Below are 23,468 nucleotides of genomic sequence, written 5' to 3' on the forward strand. Positions count from 1 at the left end.
AGGAATGAACGTTTTTCGTTCCCGTAAAACCCTTGTTTATGCTTTAACATTTCTATGGAATTTGAACACCAATGCAGAGATAAGGGATCCCTTCTATTTCTATATTACGTGTAATGATTTTTCCTTTTTGCTGTAAAACAATCTGCTTCACATTATATAAGCCATATCCGCGATTGCCGTGTGCCTGACTTTTGGTGGTATACCCCTTTGAGAACATTTGCATGAGTTGTGTACTAGATTTAGGTGGGTGAGGGTTCATGACGGTAATTTCCGTAAAGGATTTTTCTTGATTCCGTGTAACACTAACAACGATCTCATCTCCCGGGTAGGAAGCTTCGATTGCATTATCAATCAGAACACCCAAGATTTCAACCAACTGATGCTCCTCGGTCTGCACCTGAGAAAATAGGGTATGAACATGCGGCGTCAGTGTTATCTTCTTAAGCTCAGCAATCTTTATTTTAGTATACAGAAACCCGCCGATGACTTTACTATCAAGCTGTAGGATTTCACGTATCTCGGTTTGCATCATGACATCTTTTGTATAGGCCGTAATTTGGGAGCGGACTTCTGGAAGAGAGGGAGCCGTCTCCACAATGCTGTGAATAGCTAGCAACTTATTATGAAACTCATGTTGTCTTGCCCTCACCTCGGATACCAGTTCATCAATGACGGGGAGGTATTGTTCTATGGCAGAGACTCTTTTTTCATGACGGGATCGTTTATTCTGCTCGTAAATAATCCAGAGATTCATGCTGATGACGAGGGAGAAGATAATCAGAATGAACAACAAATTCTGAGTCACAAATGAGGTTTCAAAATTCGCATAAGTTATCATCACAAAGACGACTAGCGCAGACTGAATCAACATTATTTTGGTAAATACGCCGCTATAATCTCCAAGAAAAGAATTTCCTCTTTTGATGATGAGAACATAGTAGATCACTAACGCTATAAACAGCGTGCCCCCTCGGTGGACATAAGGGAATAACGCTGCCTCTTGATCTATTACGAATTCTGTAGCAGCAATGCTAAACGTACGAATCAGAATCCAGGTTAGGAAACTGAGGAACGTCACCACGATCGTTTTCATATCGGATAAGGGCTGAATTAGAGAACTGTTGAGGATTAAGACACCTAGGAATAGCAAAAATAACAGTAAGGGATTATTCACAGGCAACAAATCATAATTGTTGATCTCAAATCCTGGAATGCTCGAGCCTTGATATCGAAATAATACGCATAGTCCATGAAAGCAAAGGAACCACATTAGGACTTTTTTTTCAAGCCGAAGCGGCTGTCCCGCCAGTGCATAACAGAGTACAAGCATAATAATGGTGTCGAGCAGAATTTGAAAATAAATCATACGCTGCCTCTGTTCATCAGCGCGTCTCTGAATTTATTGCCAATTGGTATGGCTGAATTTATACCCGTCAGTTCTACAAAGCCTTCGGACTTATCAATTTTAGAAATATACGAAGTGTTAATAATATAACTTTTATGACACTGAACGAAAGTGCCATTACCGAGCATTTCCTTCATTTTTTTAAGAGATAATCCCGAAATGCGGTCAGATCTGATGGAGCTTTCTTGTGCAGACTTCACATGCAGTTCTAGATGTTTACCGAATGATTCAATGTATACAATAAGATCTTGTTCATATTCGAAGATATGACTCTTTTGTTCGATATGTAGCATTTTAGGTTTCACGCGTTGCTCTAAGGCAAAATGCTGGCTGTACCGGATGGTATCATGCAGTACGTTTATCACTTCCTCCTTCGTAAAAGGCTTGATCAAAAAGCTGTAGCATTTGATTTGCCGATATGCAGTCAGCTCCTCATTCGCAAGCGCAGTTGCAAATACGATAGGTGTATATGAATAACGTTCCATGGAACGGAGTTCATGAGCTAGCAGTGTCCCTTTGTAATCTTCTAACTGAATGTCCAGAATAAATAGATCTATTGCTCGGTTGCGGGCGATGTTGAGCGCCTCGCTGGACCTCCCTGTTGTATAAATATCAGCGGAAGGAGAGACTTCCTGAACACAGGAGATAAGCAGCTTTTCAATATGGGGTTCATCTTCGGCAATGAGGATATTCAAGGGACTACCTCCTTTTACTTCTTGATACTAACGTATCCATTGTAAACAAGAGATACGTAGAAGCAAAGGGATACCCCCTTTTTTTACCCAAGAGGTACAACGATAAGGACTACAAAAGCAATGATGATCAACCCGGATAAAGCATAGAAGGGGGATTTACTAAGATTCTTGTGCCGGGCCCACACACCATAGGAGCAGACCACTCCAATACCCGAGAAGAATAGTAAAAAGAGCAGACCTTCTGGAGAGATAAGTGAGGAGATCTCCGCATAGCTAAACATTCCTGCACCAAGTGTAAACAGAGCAGCGGGCAGAATACCAACCAGAATAAACAGCACCGTCTGGGTGAGTAGATTATAGATACGTAAGGAGCGGAGAAGGATGATGGATAGTAGATATAACAAGATTCCTACGGTGAAGAAGGTAGGGATGGACCAAGTTAGAAGAGCTGACAGTTCTTGCTGACTAAGCGGCTCCTGGTAGAAGAATCGCAGTACAGCTGTATAGAGGGTAGGTCCGGAGAGATATCCGATGATAGCTACCCACAGATAGTACAAAACAGAGCGGCTCATATAATCTACCTTTCTTAATTATCTATATTTTCGTCAATGATCGATATTAGATCCTCGAAGTTGTACACATCATTGTTTACTTTCCATTCATTTTCTTCCTTTAATAATGTAATAATCCCTTCAAGTTCAATTTTTTCTTTGGCAAATGACATAAGACCGGAATACTCGAGTTCTATTTCATTCTCCGACTGATTTTTCGAGGTGAATTTCAAATCACTTACCACAACTTTGCTTTCTTTGATCTTTGCAATGAGGAGTGAACGAGAATACACTCGGCTCATCTTATTTGATTCAAAGAATTTAGTGTTCGTCAGCGGTTTAATAGCCTCTTCCTTGGCTTCAATAGCCTCCATTGATATTTCTCCATTTGGTTTTGGTTGATTGGCTTCAAGCTCGGCGATTTTATATACTTTAGCTACTTTTATCGCTTCGTCTAAATCTCTATCATTAGATGTGCAGGCAGACAGGATGAGAGTGAACAAAAGAATCAGGACGGTAAATGACATACGCATCAGTTTTCCTCCTTTTAATGAGTTGTGAAGTTGATTCTATCAATAACACTCTACCATAATTATACATACTATAAATATCTTCGTTATTTATAGTGCCTTAAATAGATTGTTTATTTGCCATATTAGAAATGGAACGATTGCCTTGAGGACCTCTTAACATCTTTGCTTATAGTGTATTTTTATAGCGACAACAAAGATTACGTCATATGATTAGTTACATACTGTTTCTTACTACTAGAGCATCTTCGCTATAAGGAGGATATTTATGAACATTCCCAAAGGTACCTATGGTTTTCGATTCGCCGAAGATAAGGAGCTTCAGCTGTGCGTGTTATTTGCAGCCGGTTATGATTCGATCACCGATCCTTCTTATCATTGGGACGGACAGAAGCGGACCGATGGGCCTCTCCTGCTGTTCCAGTATACGATTAATGGCGAAGGGGTATATGAGTCTGGGAACCAAACTCACCATATCACCGCTGGACAAGCTTTTCTCGCTGAAATTCCAGGACCTCACCGCTATTATTATCACCCGAAATCAAAAGAGCCTTGGGATTTTCTATTCCTGCTATTCCGGCCCAATCTGATCTTACCCCACTGGCGTAAGTTTATGGGTGAAGCGGGGGAGACACTGCATCTGCCTATGGATTGTGCGCCTGTTCGGATATTACAAATGATCGTGGCGGATGCGGCAGCGGGCAGAATTACCGATCCCTTGATCGCATCGTCTTGCGTCTATCAGTTCATGACAGAACTAGCTAGACTGCAGGTAACAACTTTGCGGAACAGGGACAACTGGCCTGAAAATGTAAGGTATGCAGCTGAATTTATTGAAGCCAATTATTCACAGATGATCAGTATCGATCAGCTATCCGAGTATGTCTCTCTGTCGAAATATCACTTGATCCGCCGATTTTCGGCTAGCACGGGCCTGACGCCAGGTGCTTATTTGACGCGTGTCCGTACGGAGAAAGCGATGGAGCTGCTTCGGGGAACTGACCTTAGCATGGAGGCGATTGCCGATCGGATTGGTTACTCGAGCGGAAGTTATTTCATTAAAGCGTTTCGCAGCGTGGCAGGCCTTACACCAGGAGAATTTCGAAGTGGGGGCGACTGCCTTGCTTATCGCAAATTATTTTTTGACTGACCGCAATATTTTACTATCCGGCTTTCAAGATTACTATAGATATTGCTAATCTCCTTTACTATGCTAAACATAGCAAGAGCAATATTAATCAGTAAAGGAGCTTTTAAAATGGATCATAAGCTTGCAGCGCCTACGCCGCCGCTTGGCTGGAATAGTTGGGATTGCTACGGTGCAGCCGTAACAGAAGAGGAAATTCGGGGCAATGCGGAATACATGGCACAGTATCTCAAAGCATACGGATGGAGCTACATTACCGTCGACATTCAGTGGTACGAGCCTCATGCGAACTCCTCACAATACCGGCCGTTTGTTCCACTCGTAATGGATGAATATTCCCGGCTCATGCCTGCTGAGAACCGCTTCCCCTCTGCGGCAGGCGGACAAGGATTTAAGCCGTTAGCCGATTATGTACACAGCCTTGGACTTAAATTTGGTATTCATATTATGCGCGGCATACCTCGGCAAGCGGCCCATGCTGGCACTTCCATTCTCGGTACGACGGCGACCGCACGGGATATTGCGCATACGAACTCGATCTGTCCATGGAATACGGATATGTATGGCGTGGATGCTTCGAAGGAAGGGGCACAAGCTTATTACAATTCTCTCTTTGAATTGTACGCAGAGTGGGGCGTTGACTTGGTAAAGGTGGATGATATTGCAGCTTCCAGGCTCTATGACACCCATCAGCCGGAGATCGCTATGATTGCAAAAGCGATCGAACACAGCGGTCGGTCCATGGTGTTAAGCCTATCTCCTGGGCCTGCTCCGGTGGAATATGCAGAGTTTTTTACCTCGCATGCGAACATGTGGCGTGTCACAGATGACTTTTGGGATCAGTGGCCGCTCCTTTTGGATATGTTCGATCGGTGCCGGGCATGGCAGGGCATACCAGAGGCAGGTTCCTGGCCTGACTGCGACATGCTGCCGCTCGGTCACATCGGCATTCGCTCGGTGGATGGCGGAGGGGCGGACCGCTGGACCCGATTTACACGCGACGAACAGTTAACAATGATGTCGCTTTGGAGCATCTTCCGCTCACCGCTCATCTTTGGCGGCGAATTACGGGACTGCGACGACTGGACACTATCGCTGCTTACGAACCGTGAGGTTCTGCGCATGCATCAGGAGAGCCGCGGAGCCAAAGAAGCATTACACCAAGGAGATCTCATCGTCTGGACGGCCGAAGGCACCGAAGGCACTCGCTACGCTGCCCTATTTAATATCGGTGAGAGCCTGCTTCCGCTAGACTTAGATATTAAGCAAATTGGCCTGGGAGGCAGCACTGCTGGCACTGAACTGTGGAGCGGAGCACCAGCGGAACTTACGGCAGGTGTGCTTCAGGCCACTGTGCCGCCGCATGGGGTACGTCTCTATCGGTTCTATTAAGAATATTAATAAAGAGATCTGCCCGTGATGGACAGATCTCTTTATTGTATCTACAAATGTTCACGGCGAAGTTGACGAAAGGGGCAAAGAGTGATTCGCTTGAGACTCTTTGCCCAAATAGCACGCCTAAAAGCCAGCATCCTAATATGGTTTCCTTAGTACCCGCGGTACTTTTTAATAAACTGAACGGCTTTCCGAATATCTTCTTCTGGTGAAGCACCCACTTCACGCTCAATTGTGAGATAGCCTTTGTATCCAATCTCTTGCAGCGCAGCAAAGTACGCATCAAAATCAACTTGGCCTTCGCCTAGTGGAACCTCCAGGAAAGAGGCACCGGAAGAAGCCATTTCTGCAATTTTCTCATGTGTCATGCCTTCATATCCAAGGTAACCATAGACCTCTTTGGGATCAATAGGTCTTATTTGTCTGCCGTCTTTCACATGGGTGTGGACGATGTAATCTTTCAGGATCTTGACGCCTTCCACGGGATCATCGCCTGTTACCATGACCATGTTTGCCGGGTCAAAGTTAACGGATACGCCGTTCGTACTGAGTGTATCAAGGAAGTTTTTGAGATGAGCAGAGCGCTCAGGTCCCGTCTCAATGGCAAAGTAGGCGTTCATACTCTTCGCATAGAGGCCAAGTTCCTCACAGGCAGACTGCATCGCAGCGTAGATCGGACCGTTTACATCATCAGGAACAATACCAATATGTGTGGTGACCACATTCGTTCCCAGTTCTACAGCGAGGTCAAGAATGCGTTTGGACTTTTCAATTTTTTCAGGATTAGCCGCAGCATCTTGAAATCCATGACCGCCAAGATCACCGCAGAGAGCCGATATTTCAAGTCCGAGATCTGCAATATAGCTTTTCAGTTCTTTACGTGCAGTAGTAGAAAGGTTCTCGGGTGACATCTCGCCGGATACGGCATAGATTTGTACACCTTCTGCACCAACTTCTTTGGACTTCTTCAAACCTTCTCGCAGTCCGACTTGAAAACTGTCGGACATAACGCCGATTTTATTTGTAAAAGACATACTGAAGCCTCCTTATTGATTGTACTTATTCCGTGAGTTACGAAAGCTTAAGCTTCGTCCCAAAATCTCTTCACATTGGCAAGACCCACTCGTGCTCCAAATTCACAGTCCTCAACGCCTTCGAATTCAAGGCTGAGATATCCGTCATAACCCGAGGCCTTTACCAATTGAATAACATCGCGCATCGGGATATCGCCTTGACCCACCACTGCTCCGCGCAGGTAGTTACCGGCAGTGGATCTAAAAAATCCATCGCCTGGATTCTGGCCGGCAGGGCGTACATAGAAGTCTTTAATATGCACAATGGATGCATAAGGAAGGTTGTTCTTCACACCAGCGAGCGGTTGTTCATCTGCACATAGGAAGTTACCTACATCGAGTGTCGTTTTGAAGTTAGGCATATTCACTGCGTGAATCAGGGCCTGAACCCGGTCACTGTGCTGAATGAAATAGCCGTGATTCTCTACACTTGTTGTAATACCGTACTTGCCAGCGTATTCCGCAATCTCCCGGCAAGCGGCAGCAAGCCGGTCTATATTTGCATTGAAATTGGCGATAGATACATCGGGAGAGGAAGCTACATCATGACGCATCAGCTTCACGCCGAGCCTGTCTGCAATATCGACTTCATTTTTCACGCGTGCAATTTCTTGCTGGTAGGCTTCTTCACTATCTACAAGAAAATTGGCGCCAATGGCATAGTTGGATATTTCAATACCGCGCTCCGCAGCTTTCGCTACGATAAGATCAATTAGTTCAGGCTGTTCTGTCAGGTTATAACCAAGCGGTACAATTTCTATATGTTCTCCGCCATGATCGGCTGTGAAATCAATGACATCTGCAATCGTCATCGTTCCTTTTTTGAGTGCTTGATACAAGCTGTAGGAACTGAGTCCAAGTTTCATAGGTATACTTCCTTTCCTGTACTTGCGGATTCATAAATACCACGAAGAATTTTCATGACTTCTACGCCGTCTTCCACAGGGCTGATCGGCTGTTTACCTGTCTGAACGCATTCTACAAAATGATCGATCTCTGCTTGGAATGCTTTTTCAAATTGGAATCCTTTGCTGTCGGTTTGCGGGCTGATGTTGATGATCGTATCGTGCTTTTCTGTAACAATGACAACTTCTGGATCGATCTCGAATCCGCCTTTTTCTCCGTATAGTTTCACTGAACCTTCATTTTCCTTTGCATGAAGAGTGAAGCTGACATCAACCATTAGGGTAGCGCCGTTCTCAAAACGAATGAGTGCATTTGCTAGATCTTCTACATCATTATCTTGATTATTCGGGTTATAGTCGGCTGCTTTATAGGAAGAAAGATTTTTGATATTAGAGCGATCTCCTAGCTTGCGGTAGGTATTACCTGTAACCGATTTCACTTTTGGTCTGCCCATCATATACCAGCAGAGGTCAATCACGTGGACACCGATATCAATCAGCGGGCCGCCGCCGGAACGTCTTGAATCAGAGAACCAGCCGCCTGGGTTGCCGAGTCTGCGAATGTATGATGCTTTGGCATAATAGATTTCACCAAATTCTCCATTATCGATAAAAGAACGAAGCATTTGTGCGTTAGGATCATAACGGCGAACAAAGCCGACTTGCAGAATCTTACCCGATTCCTGTACTGCTTGTTGAATCTTATAAGCTTCTTCTACTGTACGGCAAAGCGGTTTCTCCACTAGAACGTGCTTACCTGCTTTCAGAGCTGCAATGGCGATCTCCGCATGGGTATCATTCCACGTACAGATGCTGACGGCATCGATTTCTTCATTAGCAAGCAGTTCATTGTAATCACTATAGGCATGTGGGGCTTCGTATTTATCAGCGGTTTGTTTGGCCCGCTCGGCATTCATATCGCATACCGCATGAAGAACCGTATTTGGATTGTTTTTGTAAGGTGTTAGATGATATTGCGAGATGCTCCCAGCACCAATTACACCAATTTTAAGTGTTGTCATATGTAAATTTGTGCTCCCTTCAATTTCTAGGATAGGATATACTAGACAACAGAAGTGTAAGGATTATCTCCTTTTTTCTATCGTCTAGAATTACCTTTATTGTAGTGAGACCCTGCGGGGAAAGCCATGTAGAGCGTTGCTGATTATTTGAACAAATGTGCGATGAGTGGAGGGATGGCCTATGCTTAGAGACGCTGCTTTACGGGAACCGATGGATATGCCTGATCCGCAGTTTCCACTGAAGCTCCATTATTGTGAGTCGACCGAAAAAGGGCAAATCTTATTTCATCCTCATTTTCATGAACATATGGAAATTTTATATTTTGCACAAGGCGAAGCGATTATCGAATGCAATTCGGAGCAAACACAGGTCAAAGAAGGGGACCTTATCATCCTCAATAGTAATGACCTGCACCACGGAATCAATGTATCGGGCCACGTACTGTATAATGCGCTGATCACGGATCTGTCTCTACTACAGAGCCCATCGCCTGATGCAGTGGGGACGAAGTTCATTACCCCGATGACTCAAAATAATGTCATGTTCAAAAACCACATTCCTGATGATTCTGAACTGCGCACGGCATTTGAACAAATTCTTCAAGAGTTCCAGGGGAAAGAACTTGGGTATGAAATGGCCATTAAATCGAGTATGTACCGGATGCTGACGATATTGTTCCGTAGACATATAGCAGAGTACATGCCGAGTGCTGAATATAACAGCCGCACCAAAAATTTAACGAGATTTGCTCCCATCTTTAAATATATCGAGGAGCATTACCTGGAGGAACTATCGGTGGAGCTGCTGGCTCATAAGGCAGGGTTATCCCGTTTTCATTTCAGCCGCTTATTCAGTGAATTGACGAACAAGACAGTGACTGAGTATATCAATCAGTTCCGAATTAATAAGTCGGAATATCTGCTTCGCAATACAGAAATGACCATATCAGAGGTAGCCCTTGCTTCAGGGTACAATGATATTTCTTACTTCAGCCGGACGTTTAAAAAATATAAACAAGTACCGCCTTCTTTCATCCGAACCTCCATCAAAAGCGAATAATGGAAGCATATGGGGCTGTAAAAGTTCGGGATTAACCGTGATTTTTTTGTGAAATAGTTGACTTCTTTTGTTATATTTAATATTCTTGTTATTGTCCTTTTACACAATGTAGACAGGATAAATGAATGAATAATCAATACAATAATGATTTACACTTCAGTCATTCGTAACTTATATCCTACTTACGAATATAGGAGCCTATATTTTGTCATCCTATATGAAGAATTAGGATTTTTTGTTTTGATTCGAATGACAATACAAGTCATGGAGGCACAGCTTCAATGGAAAAATGGTTTAAATTAAAAGAACGAGGCACGACCATCCCGACGGAGATCATTGCGGGGCTTACGACCTTCTTTACAATGGTTTACATCGTCATCGTGAATCCGGGTATGCTCAGCAGTACGGGAATGGATTTTAACGGTGTATTCATTGCAACCGTGCTTGCGAGTATCATTGGTACACTTATTATGGGACTTGGTGCAAATTATCCGATCGTCATCGCGCCAGGAATGGGGCTTAACGCGTTTTTCGCATACAGTGTCGTAGCGGGATATGGAGTTTCTTGGCAGGTAGCACTTGGTGCAGTATTCATTGCCGGAATGCTATTTGTTATTTTGTCGCTAACTTCCTTTAGATATATGCTCTTAGATGCCATACCGGGCAGCCTCAAACATGCCATAACGGCAGGGATCGGACTTTTTATTACTACGGTTGGACTTCAAAATGCAGGAATTATTGTTGCCTCCGAATCGAATCTAATTGCACTAGGTAATTTATCAGATCCAATGACCATGCTTACGATTATTGGACTACTCATTACTGTGGTGCTTATGTCATATAACGTAAAAGGGTACTTATTTATCGGGATGGTAGTTACGGCCATTATTGCGTGGTTTATGGGATTGCTTCAGATGCCAGAATCCATCGTATCGATGCCAACAGGGCTGTCATCAACCGCTTTCCAACTTGATATCGCAGGTGTATTCTCCAGTGGACTTTACACCGTTATCTTTACTTTCTTACTAATTACTTTGTTTGATACAACAGGCACCATGCTTGGGGTAGCAGAGAAGGCGGGCCTTATCAAAGAGGGTAAATTCCCGCGTTCACGCGGAGCACTTCTGGCGGATGCGGTAGGTACAACATCAGGAGCTTTGCTCGGTACAAGCCCGACATCAGCTTATATTGAATCCAGCACAGGGGTAGCAGCAGGCGGCCGTACGGGTCTTACTGCAGTAGTGGTAAGTATCCTGCTTGCACTGACCTTGTTCTTCTCGCCGCTGATCGGTGTATTATCCGGCATTTCCGCAATTACCGCTCCGGCGCTTATTATTGTAGGTTACTTTATGATTAATGCAATCAGCCAGGTTAAATGGTCTGATGTGGAGGAAGCTTTCCCGGCATTTCTCATCATTATTCTCACTCCGCTTACACACAGTATTGCAACAGGGATCGGCGTAGGATTTATTTTCTACCCTCTGCTGAAACTGCTGCGCGGGAAAGGGAAAGATGTACATCCGATCTTCTATGTTTTTGCAATTTTGTTCTTCATCCAGCTCGTGTTCCTCGAACACTAGAACTTTCGAGTTGTTTTACTAGAATATAGTTACTCAAACCCTTAGACCACGTAATGAGAATTACGATGATCTTAGGGTTTTGTTTTTAGTTACATAGGCATAATTGAATACATAACTAAAGAGATTTGAAATTAATTCCACTAATTAACATATGAAATGGTCACCAATTCGCAGGGTAGTGAAGAATGTATGGATATGTTATTCTTTTTGGGAAGCGCTTCCAAAATATGTGTAACCAAAGGAGATGTATAAGGTTGAATCGAAAATGGAAATCTACGCTTACGCTTTCTCTGGCTTTTGCACTCGTTCTCTCCCTGTTTTCTTCTACCTTGAGCCCTACACAAGCTGACGCAGCAAAAGGCAACAAATCTAAGCTTCAATCTTACGTAAACGATATGCAGCCAGGATGGAATCTTGGAAACTCTCTGGATGCAGTAGGTGCAGATGAGACGGCTTGGGGCAATCCACGCATCACGAAAGAATTAATTCAGAATATTGCAGATGAAGGATATAAAAGTATTCGAATTCCAGTGACCTGGGATTCCCATATCGGAGCAGCGCCAGACTATACCGTGGACCCTGCTTATCTGAACCGTGTTCAGGAAGTAGTCCAGTGGGCTCTTGATGAAGGGCTGTATGTCATGATTAACGTTCATCACGATTCTTGGGTCTGGATCAGCCATATGGAGAAAAAACATGACGAAGTCCTTGCAAGATACAATGCCATTTGGACACAAATTGCCGATCACTTCAAGAATCAGTCTAACAAGGTGATGTTTGAAAGTGTGAACGAACCGCGCTTTACCGATGGCGGAACAACGGATGAAGAGAAACAGCTAGAGATGCTCGAAGAGCTGAATTTATCTTTTCATAAAATAGTCCGTGAGTCCGGCGGGATCAACGCTACTCGTCCACTCGTATTATCTACACTTGAAGCATCTCCATCACAAGAGCGTATGGACGCGCTGTCTAGCACAATTACAAAACTGAATGATGAGAACATCATTGCAACCGTTCATTACTATGGCTTCTGGCCATTTAGTGTGAACATTGCCGGCTACACTCGTTTCGAAGAGGATACAAAAAATGATATCGATCAAACTTTTAATAACGTATACAACACCTTTGTTGCCAAAGGTATACCCGTAATTTTAGGTGAGTACGGGTTGCTTGGTTTTGACCAAAGTACGAATACGATTGAACAAGGTGAAAAACTGAAGTTCTTTGAATACCTTACGCATGTTCTAAAAGAAAAAAATATTACACATATGCTGTGGGATAACGGACAGCACTTTAGCAGAACGGAATACAAATGGTCTGATCAGGACCTTTTTGACATGATGAAAGCAGGACGGAAGACACGTTCCGCTACCGCTGAAACGGATCTAATTTTTGTGGAAAAAGGCGCAGCTGGGCAAGATCAGCAGATCCAAATGAACTTGAACGGCAATCGGTTAACGAAACTGAGTGTCAATGGAAAGAACCTGAAAAAAGGGAAAGAATATATTCTTTCTGGCGAGAAACTCACCATCAAAGCAGCAAAATTAGCAGAATTGACAGCTTCAGGCGAGTATGGAGTGAATGCCGTAATTACTGCGGAGTTCAACAAAGGCGCAGACTGGAAGTTCCGTGTAATCACAAACAGTACACCTGAGCTGCAGAAAGCACAAGGAACAACGGATAATTTTGCAATTCCGGTTCAATTCAACGGCGATTTGCTTGCTACGATGGAAGCTGTTTATACAGATGGAAGCAATGCAGGTCCACAGAATTGGACTTCTTTTAAAGAATTTGAATACACATTCAGCCCTTCTTATGAGGATGGAAAAATTACGCTGAAACCTAATTTCTTTAATGAAGTAAAAGACGGAGAAGTGATTCTGAAATTCCATTTCTGGAGCGGAGAGATCCATTCTTACAAACTCCATAAGAGCGGGACTACGATTACAGGCACTGTAATGTAATAATTGGTAAGAAGTAACAGATATAAAAAAATACGCAGTAACAGAAACAACAAAGAGGGTCACACCGGCTAGGACCGGGTGATCCTCTTTTGTTCTTTGCGTACATAAGCTTCTGGTGTTGTTCCAACAGCGGCTTTAAAGTCTTTAATAAAATGAGACTGGTCGTGGTAGCCAAGATCCATACTTAGCTTCAGAAGTTGGAGCGTGTCTCCCTGGCCTAATATTTCTGCTGCATTTTGAAGACGGTAGAGTCGTATGACTGTTTTTGGACTTAGACCGACATAGTGCTGAAAAAGACGCTGCAGCTTTCGTTTGTTGATTTGAAAATAAGTGCACACATCATCTACCTTCGTGATTTCTTGATGATCTTGTATATAGGTCGTAATACGTTCTACTTCGAGACCCATCTCGTCTACAGACGGCAGCAAGGGAAGGAGCAGCTGATCCATTTGCTGGACAAGTTCATTATGGGATATCTGTCTGTTTAGAAACATAGACTCCAGCTCCTGATTAGAGTGTGGAAGTAGAGACTCAGCAGGAATAGGGGCATGAGTTAAACCGATAATCGGTTTTTGAATCCACGGATAGAAGCCGCCCGGCTTAAATTTGATGCCAAATACGCAGCCTTCTTCTCTTAGCTGATGACCATACTTCGTAGATGAAGGACCAAAAAAGAAGGTGCGTCCTCGCTCAATGACCAAGTTTACACAAGGATTAGGAATGACATCTTGAGTAAACATCTCTCCAGGAGGGAGGTTCCATTCTACGATCCAGTAATGTTTAATAAACCGGCTGAGTTCTTCATGAGGATGGTAACGTTTCAGAGTAAAGTGCTGCTTGCCGTATTCATGATGAAGCAGGCCGAGAGAGCGCTGATCTATTGATTTAGACATAAGGTTCTCCTCCAGCGAAGAGTCGCGTTTTTACAATACTTTTAGTAGATCAAGCGAGTAAGATGGAAGTACAACTTCAAAGAAATAACGACAAAAAGCGGACTACACTGCTGTGTGAAAAATGAGATAGGGAGTGATTTATAGTGGAAGTTTTGCATTACGAGTTTTATATTGGAGCAAGCCCAGACCAAGTATGGGATACCCTGTTTCAGCCTGAAAATACTAAGAAAATATTCTATGGATGTACGCTTGAATCCTCTTTTGAGACCGGGTCTTCCTTTCAATATGTAGGTCCGGGAAAGGACGGGAAGAGGACCATTCATCTATATGGAGAGGTATTGTCATATGAACCTGGAGTTAAGTTTAGCTGCTTAGAACATCCGGGTCCGTCTTACAAGGAGAATCACGAGGAGCTTGCCTCACGAATGACGTATCTGTTTGTTCCGGTTGGGGACTGTACGAAACTGACTTTAATTAATGATCAGTGGAGCGAAAATCATCCCTCTTACGAAAGCACAAAGAGTCACTGGTGGATGATTCTTAGTAACATTAAAACCCTCGCAGAGACAGGAAAGACATTACATTTCGGCTTTTAATCTAGTAGGACATGCTCCTGCGATATGCGCCAAAAAGACTCCCTTAAACAGAAAGGGAGTCTTTTTGCTACAGGGATTTAAAATTATTTTTTACGTGACATTTTATCGTATAAACGAGTTACTCTTGCAGCGAAATCTTCTAGATTCATGGAAGCTTTATTGCGGCGATGGTACCACTTTTTCACGGTATCGATGACCCACCGCGGGACCTTAACTTGGTTAAACCGTGGATACACATGGTAATAAGCCCAAACGAGATGATCCCACCGCTGGTCATCCCCTTCTTTTACATATTCAGAAACATCGAGCACTTTGGCGCGACCATTCTGATTGACTACATTTTTTAGGTGGATGTCTCTCGGGTTAAGCCCTACACTTACCGCATACGCACGGGCTTCTTTTACATCAAGAATGACCTGTTCAGGAACTGGAATTCCCTCCATAAGACAATCTTCCAGTGTGGGCCCTGTTTCCATACTGAGCACAAGATAACGATCACCTTCTCCATAACAGACAGCGAAAAAAGGAGAGCCGGCAAGCCGGTCGTAGACTGATTTTTCAATCGTCTTCTTTTCCATCGCTTCAGGAGAATATATTTTAAATGCAAATTGCGGATATTGTTCGATCGTAAATACAGCTGCGTCGGTTCCAACACCGATACATTGTACGCCGCTAGCTTTATTTGTAATACTCACAAGTTCATTATCATCGCTGCCGATGATATCAACCTGACTCAAGAGAGAATCAATTTTCTCTAGATCGGGTAATTCCAAATGGTGATTTGGGTAACGATCCATGTACGTGACAACCCCTTCATATTTCGAGCCCTGTTCTGTTTAGTAACGGTGTAAACAGGAGTAGGCCGCCGTAGGTTTCTATTACTATTCTATGATAAAATACAATACAACAAAGCGATGACAGATTGCAAAGAAAGGCAGAAGATGCTTATGATAACAACGTATCCTCCTTGGTCATACTCTGGTTCTAGAGCCGCCATATTTGATGATTGTCTTCGTAAATATTATTACCATTATTACGGTTCTCATAATGGGTGGAAATTAGAAACGGCAGAACCGGACCAAGTCCAGACCTACCGTTTAAAACAGCTCAGCAATCTCTATCTCGTATTTGGGAATCTGGCTCATCAGATGTGCGAGTCCGTGATTCGCAGCTGGGATAAGGAACGCAAGGTTCCGGAGGCTTCTTTTTTACACCAAAAGATGAGAGAACTGCTTAACCAGGCGTACAAAGAGTCGCAAGATGTGACTGGCTGGCATCTTCGTCCTAAATATCAAACCATGTTATCCGAAATCTATTATGATGAAGATGACAAGCTGAAAGACCGAATTTCTTCTATTAAGTCCCGTATGCAAACGGTCGTTGACAAGCTGTATCATACGAGAACATGGAAAGAAGTAGAGAGCGGCGCAGCCCATATTATGGAGATCGAGAAATGGGATCATATGATTTTGCATGATACGAGGGTGTACGTGAAGATGGACGTCCTGTACCGAAATGAACAGGGACATATTGTCATTGTAGACTGGAAGACTGGCAAAGAGAATGATTTTACAGATCAGCTATATCTCTATGCGCTTTATGTTCATGAGCACTATAATGTTCCGTACGAACACATCGAGATGAGAGTTGAATATCTGCTCACAGGCGAGTGTGAAACCTATCAGGCTACGCAGCAAGATATTGATAAAGTATCTGCATCGACCTTACGATATATTGAAGAAATGAAATCCTGTCTTGCGGATGATTACTATAATCGTCCCAAAGACATCTCTTTCTTTACACCGATGCCGTCAAGAAGAGTGTGCGGAGAATGCAATTTTCGTGAAATTTGCAGCTCGCGGGCGGTGTAGTGACTAGACACTGGATGATGTCCAGTGTCTTTTTGGTATGTCGATGTCGTTGTTTATTCTACCTACAGCGAAGCAAGAGGGCTACTCTCTGGAGGGGTAAGATAAAGTTTTCTTATGGTTATCACGATACTGACGAGGGGACATGCCTACCACTTTCGTAAAAAGTATGGAAAAATAATTCGCATTTTCATATCCTGTTAATTTGGCAATTTCCCATACTTTCATCTCTGTTTGTACAAGGAGCCGTGTTGCTTCTCCCATCCTTCGCTGAATCATGTAATGAATGGGGGAGGTGGAGTAACGGTTTTTAAATAAATGAGCGAAATAATACGGACTTATATTAAAATGGTCAGCCATTTTTTTGAGAGTCAGAGGCTGGGTATAGTTCATATCTATATATTCTTTAATATCAAGGACTATCTGTTGTCTGCCGGTGTCTGGCGAGCGGGTCTGCTTGCTTAGCATACGAGAAGCAAGAAGCAGGATCGACTGCAGCAAGTGCTGGCAGATCTGTTCATGCCCTTCGTCCCGAATCGTAGATTCTTCGAATAGGAGTTCCATCAGGGTGATCATTTCAGCGGAATAGCTGTTAGCACGAATAACAGGGTCACAATCCGGCGGAATGATCCATTCCTTTTGGGAGTGAAAGCCGCAATAGCAAATATATATGGGTTTATCTTTGGAAGACTTCTCGGCATGAAGAGTCCCTTTATTGTAAATAAGGACGTCACCTTCGGCTGCATCATACTCTATATCTCCAATGGTAAACTTGCCTTCTCCTTCTTTAATGACCAGTATCTCAAACAGATCTTCATGCTTATGGCTTGGAAACTGCCAGTCGGGGTTATTGCTCACGTGTCCTGTATACAGCAGGCGATCATCCAAGTCTACTTTATAGGTTCCAGTTATCCCCGCATTTATGTCAGGCATTTGTAATCCGTTCCTCTCTAAAATAGCAAGATATATAACATTGTAACAAAAACGAGCAATATGTTTCATTGTGAATCGAAGACTACCGCCGTAAGCTGTATGAAGAACAGATTTAGATACATAAAGGAGAAAACCATGCCATATCCAAAGGAAAAAGGATTGATATTTTCATTCACTTTCATGGCATTTATTCTGGGAACCACAGAATATGTCATCGTGGGGCTTTTAAGTGAGATTGCAGGTGATTTTGGGGTAACGCTTGCAGCAGCAGGTATTTTGATCTCTGGTTTTGCGCTTGCCTATGCCATTGGAACACCGCTTATCCTGAGTGTCTTAGGTCATTTGCCTAAACGATTGCTTCTATTAACAGGAATTACGCTCATTATTGTGCTAAATATGCTGAGTGCGGTCTCTACCTCTTTTGCGTTCCTCATGGGGACGAGAGTAGTGACTGCCATTTTGTGTGGCCTTTCTTTATCGCTCGCGATTTCGGTAGCAAGTGATTACGTGGAAAAAGCAAGGCGCGGACGAGCAATTTCCTATATTCTTGGCGGATTTACGATTGCGAATGTATTTGGTGTACCGATCGGTACCCTTGTAGGTCAACATTTTGACTGGCCAGCCACATTTATTCTGGTTTCTATTCTTGGGGCAGGTGCCCTCTTACTGAACTGGATCTACATACCGAGAGATATACCCATCGTGAATGTATCGGCGAAAGAACAGTTCGTTCTCCTTACTAACTATCGGATCCTGCTTGCGTTCTTTATTCCGGCCATGGGTACCGCAGCGATCTTTACCGTATTTACCTATATTACACCGATCATGGGTAAGGTCATGCAGCTGCCAAGCAGCTTGTTCAGTACGGTGTTATTCGCCTATGGTCTAGTTACGATTGTAAGTAATCTAATTGGCGGAAGAATTGCTTCCGGGGATTATGTAGGAAAGCTGAGGATTGTATTTATCCTGCAAGCCGTTATTTTTATTCTATTCGGGCTGACGGCTGCACTGCCGGTCATCGGATTAATTAGTCTGATTCTCATTGCGCTGACTTCTTATATTCTGAATGCTTCCACGCAGCTGTATTTAATTGATCTTGCCTACATGTATGTTCCAAAAGCAAAGGATTTCGCGACCTCACTCATGCCGGTAGCAAACAACCTGGGGATAGCGATCGGTTCTTTTGTAGGCGGGTTAATGATTGATATTAGCGGGCTTGGTGCACTGCCTTGGGTAGCCGCCGGGTTTACGCTCATTGCCCTTGTGATTACTGCGGTGTCTCATCGTCTAGATCGTAAACAGGGAATGCAGATGAACGCAAGTACTCTAATGAGAGAAGAAGAACTTTCTGCTTCCGGGACACACATGTCATCGTAAAAATAGGGGGTATAACGATTCGATAGCAGAAACAAATCAGAGATTGTTTACGTAGAATTTTACGAGAGCAATCTCTTTTTTTCTGTAAAAACAGTATTATTAAGTTGAAGATGCATTAGTGATCGCTTTGTCTGCCGGCGTATAATCATAACCTAAATCTCTTGCTACTGCTTCGAAAGTAACTTGTCCTTGGAAAACATGAAGTCCGGCACGTACGGCAGGGTCAAGCTTCAACGTTTCCAGGACTCCGTGGTCTGCGAACTTCAGTGCATAAGGTAAAGTTGCATTGGTAAGACCGAGGGTAGAAGTACGAGGGACCGCACCAGGCATATTCGCAACTGCATAATGAACGATGCCGTGTTTAACATACGTTGGGTTATCATGAGTAGTTATGTGATCAATGGTCTCCACAATGCCGCCTTGGTCTATCGCTACATCGACAATAACGGAACCTGGGCTCATGCGTTTAACCATGTCTTCGGTAACGAGACGAGGAGCTTTTGCGCCAGGAATGAGTACCGCACAGATCAGCAGATCAGAAAAAGCAACCGCATCAGCAATATTTGCTGTCGTAGATATCAAGGTGTGAATGCTGTTCCCAAACAGATCGTCCAATTCTCGTAATCGATTTACATTTAAATCGATGATCGTAACATCCGCTCCAAGTCCGATGGCGATTTTGGCCGCATTTGTTCCTACAATACCTCCGCCGATAATCGTTACTTTCCCGCGGCTTACACCAGGGATACCGGATAGGAGAATTCCTTTTCCACCTTTATTTTTCTCAAGCAGCTGTGCACCGATCTGCGCAGCCATACGGCCTGCCACTTCACTCATGGGTGTGAGGAGCGGAAGTGTTCCACCTGCCGTAATCGTTTCATAAGCAATGGCGGTAACGCCGCTATCGATCAGCGCTTGGGTTAGGGAAGGCTCGGCCGCTAAGTGAAGATAGGTAAACAAAACAAGTTCAGGTCTGAAATATCCATATTCACTGGACAGAGGTTCTTTTACTTTCATAATCATGTCCGCTTGATTCCACAGAGAGGTTACATCTGTCAGTTCAGCACCTGCAGCAACATATTCTGCATCCGTAAAGCCACTGCCTATACCTGCACTAGATTCCACGAAAACCTGATGTCCTTTGCGAACGAATTCAGCCGCTCCTTGCGGGGTGAGAGCAACACGATTTTCATTATTTTTTATTTCTTTCGGTACTCCAATAATCATGGGAATCACCTCATTTATAAGATTCCATAATGTGTGGTAGCTATATTACAATTTTATGTGGGAGGGTGTGGAAATGCATCCTATATAATGTCTATTATTTAGAAAACTAGCAGGAGAATGACGTCAGGAGAGGAGATTCATTTTGCAATCATAGATAATAAAGGCGCAACAGGGTGACCCGGAAGCATTTCAGGAGCTCGTGCGACATTTCAGCGGGATGGCCCATGCGGTGAGTTATCAAAAGCTCTGTATTTCAAGCTTGTATGAGGGAGGAAGAAAAATGCTGCATATTGTGAATGGAGATGTCGTTGCAGAGAAGCTGAAGCAAGGGTCGTTACAAGGTGATATTCTGGTCTGGAGAGAGATCTATACGGTTGGACCTGTATTCGAGGAGATGAATACGGATGCTCATCTCACTGTGCGGGCGAAGTACTTAGAGCAGAATTTAGGCATTCCAGCTGAACAATATAGGATGACCTCTAAGCAGCAGGAAGAGCAACTTGCTAAGTTCCGGCAATACGACGAGGTAGTATTATGGTTCGAACATGATCTATTCGATCAGACGATGCTTTGTTATCTGTTGTCCTTTTTCGCTCATCAAGATCTGGGGAATACGAAGCTTAATCTGCTTACGATTGGCGAATTTCCAGGTATTGAGCGGTTCCGCGGCTTAGGTCAGTTAACGACTGAACAGCTGCTGACACTATCCGGTACGTGGCAATTGGTAAGCAGCAAGGAACTTCAGCTAGGTGATGCACTGTGGAAAGCATACGCATCAAGAGATTTAGATGAGCTGCAGCATTTATTGGACGGCGATACCTCGGCTTTACCTTTTGCAAAAGAAGCGTATCTTGCTTACCTTTCTCGTCTGTCGTCAGAACCTGATGGAATAGGGAGTGTGGAGCGGGAGGTTATGAAAGAGATTGCTGCTGGAGAGCATTCTCCTGATGGTCTATTTCGTAAAGTAGGCAATACGCTTCATCAATTGGGCATGGGCGATTTGGAATTTTGGTATGTGCTCCGTACAATGGCAGAAAGATCTCAGCCTCTGATTATGCTAGAGGGAGTAGAGGACTTCAAGACCGGCACGACTGGGGAAGCATCTTTTAAAAATGCATCGATCTCTCTAACGAAGGCGGGGCTATCCAGAGTGTAGATCATACACTTTACTATGGATTGCGGAAGAGTCTGAGAACGATTCTTTTCCAAATAAAGTATTGTCCCTTACATTGTTAAATTGAAGTATAGGGTGTTGAAATAAAAAGAAGAGGTTGCCCGAAATCACCATACGGTGAATAGGAACAACCTCTTCTTTGTTATGTGCGTGAATTAAAACGCCCAGTTTCCTTTTTTAAATACAGGTTCTTCTGTTCCGTCCGCAGTAACACCATAGATATCGAGTTCGGCAGAGCCGATCATGAAGTCGGTGTGAACTGTACTCGTGTTCAGACCATGCTCATTCAGCTGCTCAGGAGTCATTTCGGTTCCACCCTCGATACATGCAGAATAGGCACTTCCGATCGCGAGATGGCAGCTTGCGTTCTCATCGAACAATGTTTTGTAGAAAAGGACTCCACTGTCTGAGATTGGAGAATGGTGCGGTACAAGGGCAACTTCACCCAGATAATGAGCGCCTTCGTCCATGTTAACGAGACCTTTCAGCGTTTCTTCCCCTTTTTCTGCCGTCACGTCAACGACACGTCCATTCTCAAACGTAAATGTAAAGTTGTCGATGATGTTCCCGCTGTAGCTGAGCGGCTTCGTACTGGATACTTTTCCGTTCACACCCGTACGCAGCGGAGCAGAATAGACTTCTTCTGTCGGCAGGTTCGGTACGAACCAGACCCCTTTTTCATTTTCCTTATTACCGCCAAGCCAGATATGATTCTCTGGAAGTTCCATCGTAAGATCTGTACCTGGAGCAACGTAGCGCAGTTTTTTATATTGTTTTTGGTTCAGGTAATTGCTTTTTTCTTTGAGTGTTGCGATATGTTTCTCCCAAGCACCAACCGGATCAGGCTGATCGGCACGCACCATTTGGAAAATAACGTCCCACAGCTTCGCAATCTGCTGATCTTCCGGCAGGTCAGGGAATACTTTAGCAGCCCATCCCTTAGAAGGAGCAGCTCCAAGGGACCAGCTTACCTTAAAGGATTGAGTCAGCTGACGGAAACGTGTCAGTGCAGTGCTGAGTGTTCTGTTCGCGTTAATGATTTTTTGAGAAGATACACCTGCGAGCAGATCAGGATCATCGGACTTGATTGTAATAAAAGCAGCACCATTCTCTGCTTGTTCGATACGTTCTGCTGCTGTATGTTTTGGTACATCCAGGAAAGACTCCTCAGATGCCATATCATAGTGAATACGGGATACTTCATCATCTGACCAGTTGACTTTCACTTTGTAGGCACCCGCTTCGTATGCTTTTTTGACGATAGCACGAGCCAGTTCAGGTAATTCAATGGATATGTTCAGGACGACGGTTTGCCCTTTTTGTACATTTATCCCGACTTTCACGAGTAGTTCTGCATAATTATTTAGCTTGGTTTGAAAATCCATATCGGGCCATCTCCTTTTTTTGCGATCCGTTTTACTACATTTCTCTTCTCTAGTGTACCGCTATTTACCAATGAGTTAAAGTTTGCAACAGTTTTGCACGATTACTTGTTTGAATAATTCGCCGTATACCACTTTTCTAGATCTTCGCTATCAATGATATATATTTTATCCATATGATTTGGGTGTAACTCAATCCTGCCAGAATTACCGAAAAACTCGATTTCTACAGTGGTCTGATTTGTGAACTTAATGAAACCCGAATTGTTTGCCCCATACACATTACTTGAATCCATAGGTATGAGTTCTGCTTCGTCCATCATACGGACCACTTCGGTTGTTTCTTCAGTTGTCAGGGTTACAGGAGTTACGAAACCAATGGATATTTCTTGAACCTCGCCTGCAGTAAGTTTCTCTTTGAATTGATCTGGCCAATTTCGATCCGCGCTTCCCGCAGAACAGCTGGATATCACCGTAATAAACCCGGCGATTACGAGGACAATGCCGACAATTCGCTCTGTACTTAATGCTAACTCACTCGGTTCTGCATCTTTAAATCTCCAACCATAAGATAAATACCATGCTGAATAAGGAGAGATTGCTACAATGAGTCCTGAAATGATGAACAAAAATCCAATAAAACCGGTCAAATAATAACACTTCCTATCTTTTCCTTCTGCTTAAGTGTACC

Annotated in this window: 22 protein-coding genes; 9 read left to right on the top strand and 13 right to left on the bottom strand. The window is 43.7% G+C overall.

The genetic code is table 11. The annotated features are described in order from the left end of the window. Positions 1 to 52 precede the first annotated feature (52 nt). From KJS58_RS12185 to KJS58_RS12200, 4 genes are all read right to left on the bottom strand, one after another. On the bottom strand, positions 53 to 1,366 hold the full coding sequence (locus tag KJS58_RS12185; RefSeq protein ID WP_213532789.1) for a sensor histidine kinase: 1,314 nt from the start codon (positions 1,364 to 1,366) through the stop codon (positions 53 to 55). Further along, complete coding sequence (locus tag KJS58_RS12190) at positions 1,363 to 2,100, bottom strand: LytR/AlgR family response regulator transcription factor (protein ID WP_213532790.1); 738 nt, start codon at positions 2,098 to 2,100, stop codon at positions 1,363 to 1,365. The genes KJS58_RS12185 and KJS58_RS12190 overlap by 4 nt, the downstream gene beginning before the upstream one ends. A gap of 83 nt (positions 2,101 to 2,183) precedes the next feature. After that, positions 2,184 to 2,672 carry a hypothetical protein gene (locus KJS58_RS12195; protein WP_213532791.1) on the bottom strand — a complete coding sequence of 163 codons (489 nt, stop codon included), beginning with the start codon at positions 2,670 to 2,672 and terminating at the stop codon, positions 2,184 to 2,186. A 14-nt stretch (positions 2,673 to 2,686) separates the two neighbouring features. Then, positions 2,687 to 3,184: a hypothetical protein gene (locus KJS58_RS12200; protein WP_213532792.1), complete on the bottom strand. Its 498-nt coding sequence runs from the start codon at positions 3,182 to 3,184 to the stop codon at positions 2,687 to 2,689. A 265-nt stretch (positions 3,185 to 3,449) separates the two neighbouring features. Between KJS58_RS12200 and KJS58_RS12205 the strand changes: the two genes are divergently transcribed. Both KJS58_RS12205 and KJS58_RS12210 read left to right on the top strand, forming a co-directional pair. Further along, complete coding sequence (locus KJS58_RS12205; RefSeq protein WP_213532793.1) at positions 3,450 to 4,331, top strand: helix-turn-helix domain-containing protein; 882 nt, start codon at positions 3,450 to 3,452, stop codon at positions 4,329 to 4,331. A gap of 108 nt (positions 4,332 to 4,439) precedes the next feature. Then, positions 4,440 to 5,720 carry a glycoside hydrolase family 27 protein gene (locus KJS58_RS12210; RefSeq protein WP_213532794.1) on the top strand — a complete coding sequence of 427 codons (1,281 nt, stop codon included), beginning with the start codon at positions 4,440 to 4,442 and terminating at the stop codon, positions 5,718 to 5,720. Positions 5,721 to 5,875: 155 nt separating this feature from the next. Here KJS58_RS12210 and KJS58_RS12215 read toward each other — a convergent pair whose 3' ends face one another. The 3 genes from KJS58_RS12215 to KJS58_RS12225 are packed head-to-tail and all read right to left on the bottom strand — an operon-like array spanning position 5,876 to position 8,723. After that, complete coding sequence (locus KJS58_RS12215; protein WP_213532795.1) at positions 5,876 to 6,757, bottom strand: sugar phosphate isomerase/epimerase family protein; 882 nt, start codon at positions 6,755 to 6,757, stop codon at positions 5,876 to 5,878. A gap of 47 nt (positions 6,758 to 6,804) precedes the next feature. Continuing rightward, entirely contained in the window at positions 6,805 to 7,662 is an 858-nt protein-coding gene (locus KJS58_RS12220) for a sugar phosphate isomerase/epimerase family protein (RefSeq protein WP_213532796.1), read from the bottom strand. After that, complete coding sequence (locus KJS58_RS12225; protein WP_213532797.1) at positions 7,659 to 8,723, bottom strand: Gfo/Idh/MocA family protein; 1,065 nt, start codon at positions 8,721 to 8,723, stop codon at positions 7,659 to 7,661. Before KJS58_RS12225 ends, KJS58_RS12220 begins: the two co-directional genes overlap by 4 nt. A 181-nt stretch (positions 8,724 to 8,904) precedes the next feature. Between KJS58_RS12225 and KJS58_RS12230 the strand changes: the two genes are divergently transcribed. From KJS58_RS12230 to KJS58_RS12240, 3 genes are all read left to right on the top strand, one after another. Beyond that, positions 8,905 to 9,783 carry an AraC family transcriptional regulator gene (locus KJS58_RS12230; protein ID WP_213532798.1) on the top strand — a complete coding sequence of 293 codons (879 nt, stop codon included), beginning with the start codon at positions 8,905 to 8,907 and terminating at the stop codon, positions 9,781 to 9,783. Positions 9,784 to 10,064: 281 nt separating this feature from the next. Continuing rightward, the gene (locus KJS58_RS12235; RefSeq protein ID WP_213532799.1) at positions 10,065 to 11,363 is read left to right on the top strand and encodes an NCS2 family permease; all 1,299 of its coding nucleotides are present in this window, start codon (positions 10,065 to 10,067) and stop codon (positions 11,361 to 11,363) included. A gap of 227 nt (positions 11,364 to 11,590) precedes the next feature. Then, complete coding sequence (locus KJS58_RS12240) at positions 11,591 to 13,327, top strand: cellulase family glycosylhydrolase (protein ID WP_213532800.1); 1,737 nt, start codon at positions 11,591 to 11,593, stop codon at positions 13,325 to 13,327. Positions 13,328 to 13,395: 68 nt separating this feature from the next. Here the strand turns inward: KJS58_RS12240 and KJS58_RS12245 are convergent, their stop codons facing one another. Then, entirely contained in the window at positions 13,396 to 14,220 is an 825-nt protein-coding gene (locus KJS58_RS12245; protein ID WP_213532801.1) for an AraC family transcriptional regulator, read from the bottom strand. 143 nt (positions 14,221 to 14,363) lie between these two features. On the opposite strand from KJS58_RS12245, the gene KJS58_RS12250 reads away from it, so the two are divergent. Further along, the gene (locus KJS58_RS12250; RefSeq protein WP_213532802.1) at positions 14,364 to 14,816 is read left to right on the top strand and encodes an SRPBCC family protein; all 453 of its coding nucleotides are present in this window, start codon (positions 14,364 to 14,366) and stop codon (positions 14,814 to 14,816) included. An 83-nt stretch (positions 14,817 to 14,899) separates the two neighbouring features. On the opposite strand, the gene KJS58_RS12255 is transcribed toward KJS58_RS12250, so the two are convergent. Then, a complete protein-coding gene (locus KJS58_RS12255) occupies positions 14,900 to 15,613 on the bottom strand; it encodes a serine/threonine protein kinase (RefSeq protein WP_213532803.1) in 714 nt (237 codons plus the stop codon). Positions 15,614 to 15,766: 153 nt separating this feature from the next. Here KJS58_RS12255 and KJS58_RS12260 point away from each other — a divergent pair, with 153 nt between their 5' ends. After that, positions 15,767 to 16,687, top strand: a complete 921-nt coding sequence (locus tag KJS58_RS12260; protein WP_213532951.1) for a PD-(D/E)XK nuclease family protein — start codon at positions 15,767 to 15,769, stop codon at positions 16,685 to 16,687. 81 nt (positions 16,688 to 16,768) lie between these two features. On the opposite strand, the gene KJS58_RS12265 is transcribed toward KJS58_RS12260, so the two are convergent. After that, positions 16,769 to 17,617, bottom strand: a complete 849-nt coding sequence (locus KJS58_RS12265; RefSeq protein ID WP_213532804.1) for an AraC family transcriptional regulator — start codon at positions 17,615 to 17,617, stop codon at positions 16,769 to 16,771. Positions 17,618 to 17,776: 159 nt separating this feature from the next. Here KJS58_RS12265 and KJS58_RS12270 point away from each other — a divergent pair, with 159 nt between their 5' ends. Next, positions 17,777 to 18,994, top strand: coding sequence for an MFS transporter (locus KJS58_RS12270; RefSeq protein ID WP_213532805.1), 1,218 nt, complete (start codon positions 17,777 to 17,779; stop codon positions 18,992 to 18,994). A 99-nt stretch (positions 18,995 to 19,093) separates the two neighbouring features. Here KJS58_RS12270 and ald read toward each other — a convergent pair whose 3' ends face one another. Beyond that, positions 19,094 to 20,221, bottom strand: coding sequence for an alanine dehydrogenase (ald, locus tag KJS58_RS12275; RefSeq protein ID WP_213532806.1), 1,128 nt, complete (start codon positions 20,219 to 20,221; stop codon positions 19,094 to 19,096). Positions 20,222 to 20,501: 280 nt separating this feature from the next. Here ald and KJS58_RS12280 point away from each other — a divergent pair, with 280 nt between their 5' ends. Further along, positions 20,502 to 21,377 carry a DUF1835 domain-containing protein gene (locus tag KJS58_RS12280; RefSeq protein WP_213532807.1) on the top strand — a complete coding sequence of 292 codons (876 nt, stop codon included), beginning with the start codon at positions 20,502 to 20,504 and terminating at the stop codon, positions 21,375 to 21,377. Positions 21,378 to 21,550: 173 nt separating this feature from the next. Here the strand turns inward: KJS58_RS12280 and KJS58_RS12285 are convergent, their stop codons facing one another. Both KJS58_RS12285 and KJS58_RS12290 read right to left on the bottom strand, forming a co-directional pair. Beyond that, positions 21,551 to 22,780, bottom strand: a complete 1,230-nt coding sequence (locus tag KJS58_RS12285; protein WP_213532808.1) for an aminopeptidase — start codon at positions 22,778 to 22,780, stop codon at positions 21,551 to 21,553. Between the two features lie 101 nt (positions 22,781 to 22,881). Beyond that, positions 22,882 to 23,427 carry a DUF6199 family natural product biosynthesis protein gene (locus tag KJS58_RS12290; protein ID WP_213532809.1) on the bottom strand — a complete coding sequence of 182 codons (546 nt, stop codon included), beginning with the start codon at positions 23,425 to 23,427 and terminating at the stop codon, positions 22,882 to 22,884. Positions 23,428 to 23,468 lie beyond the last annotated feature (41 nt).

This window comes from Paenibacillus sp. J45TS6 (assembly GCF_018403285.1).
In the GTDB taxonomy this organism is placed as follows: Bacteria; Bacillota; Bacilli; order Paenibacillales; family Paenibacillaceae; genus Paenibacillus.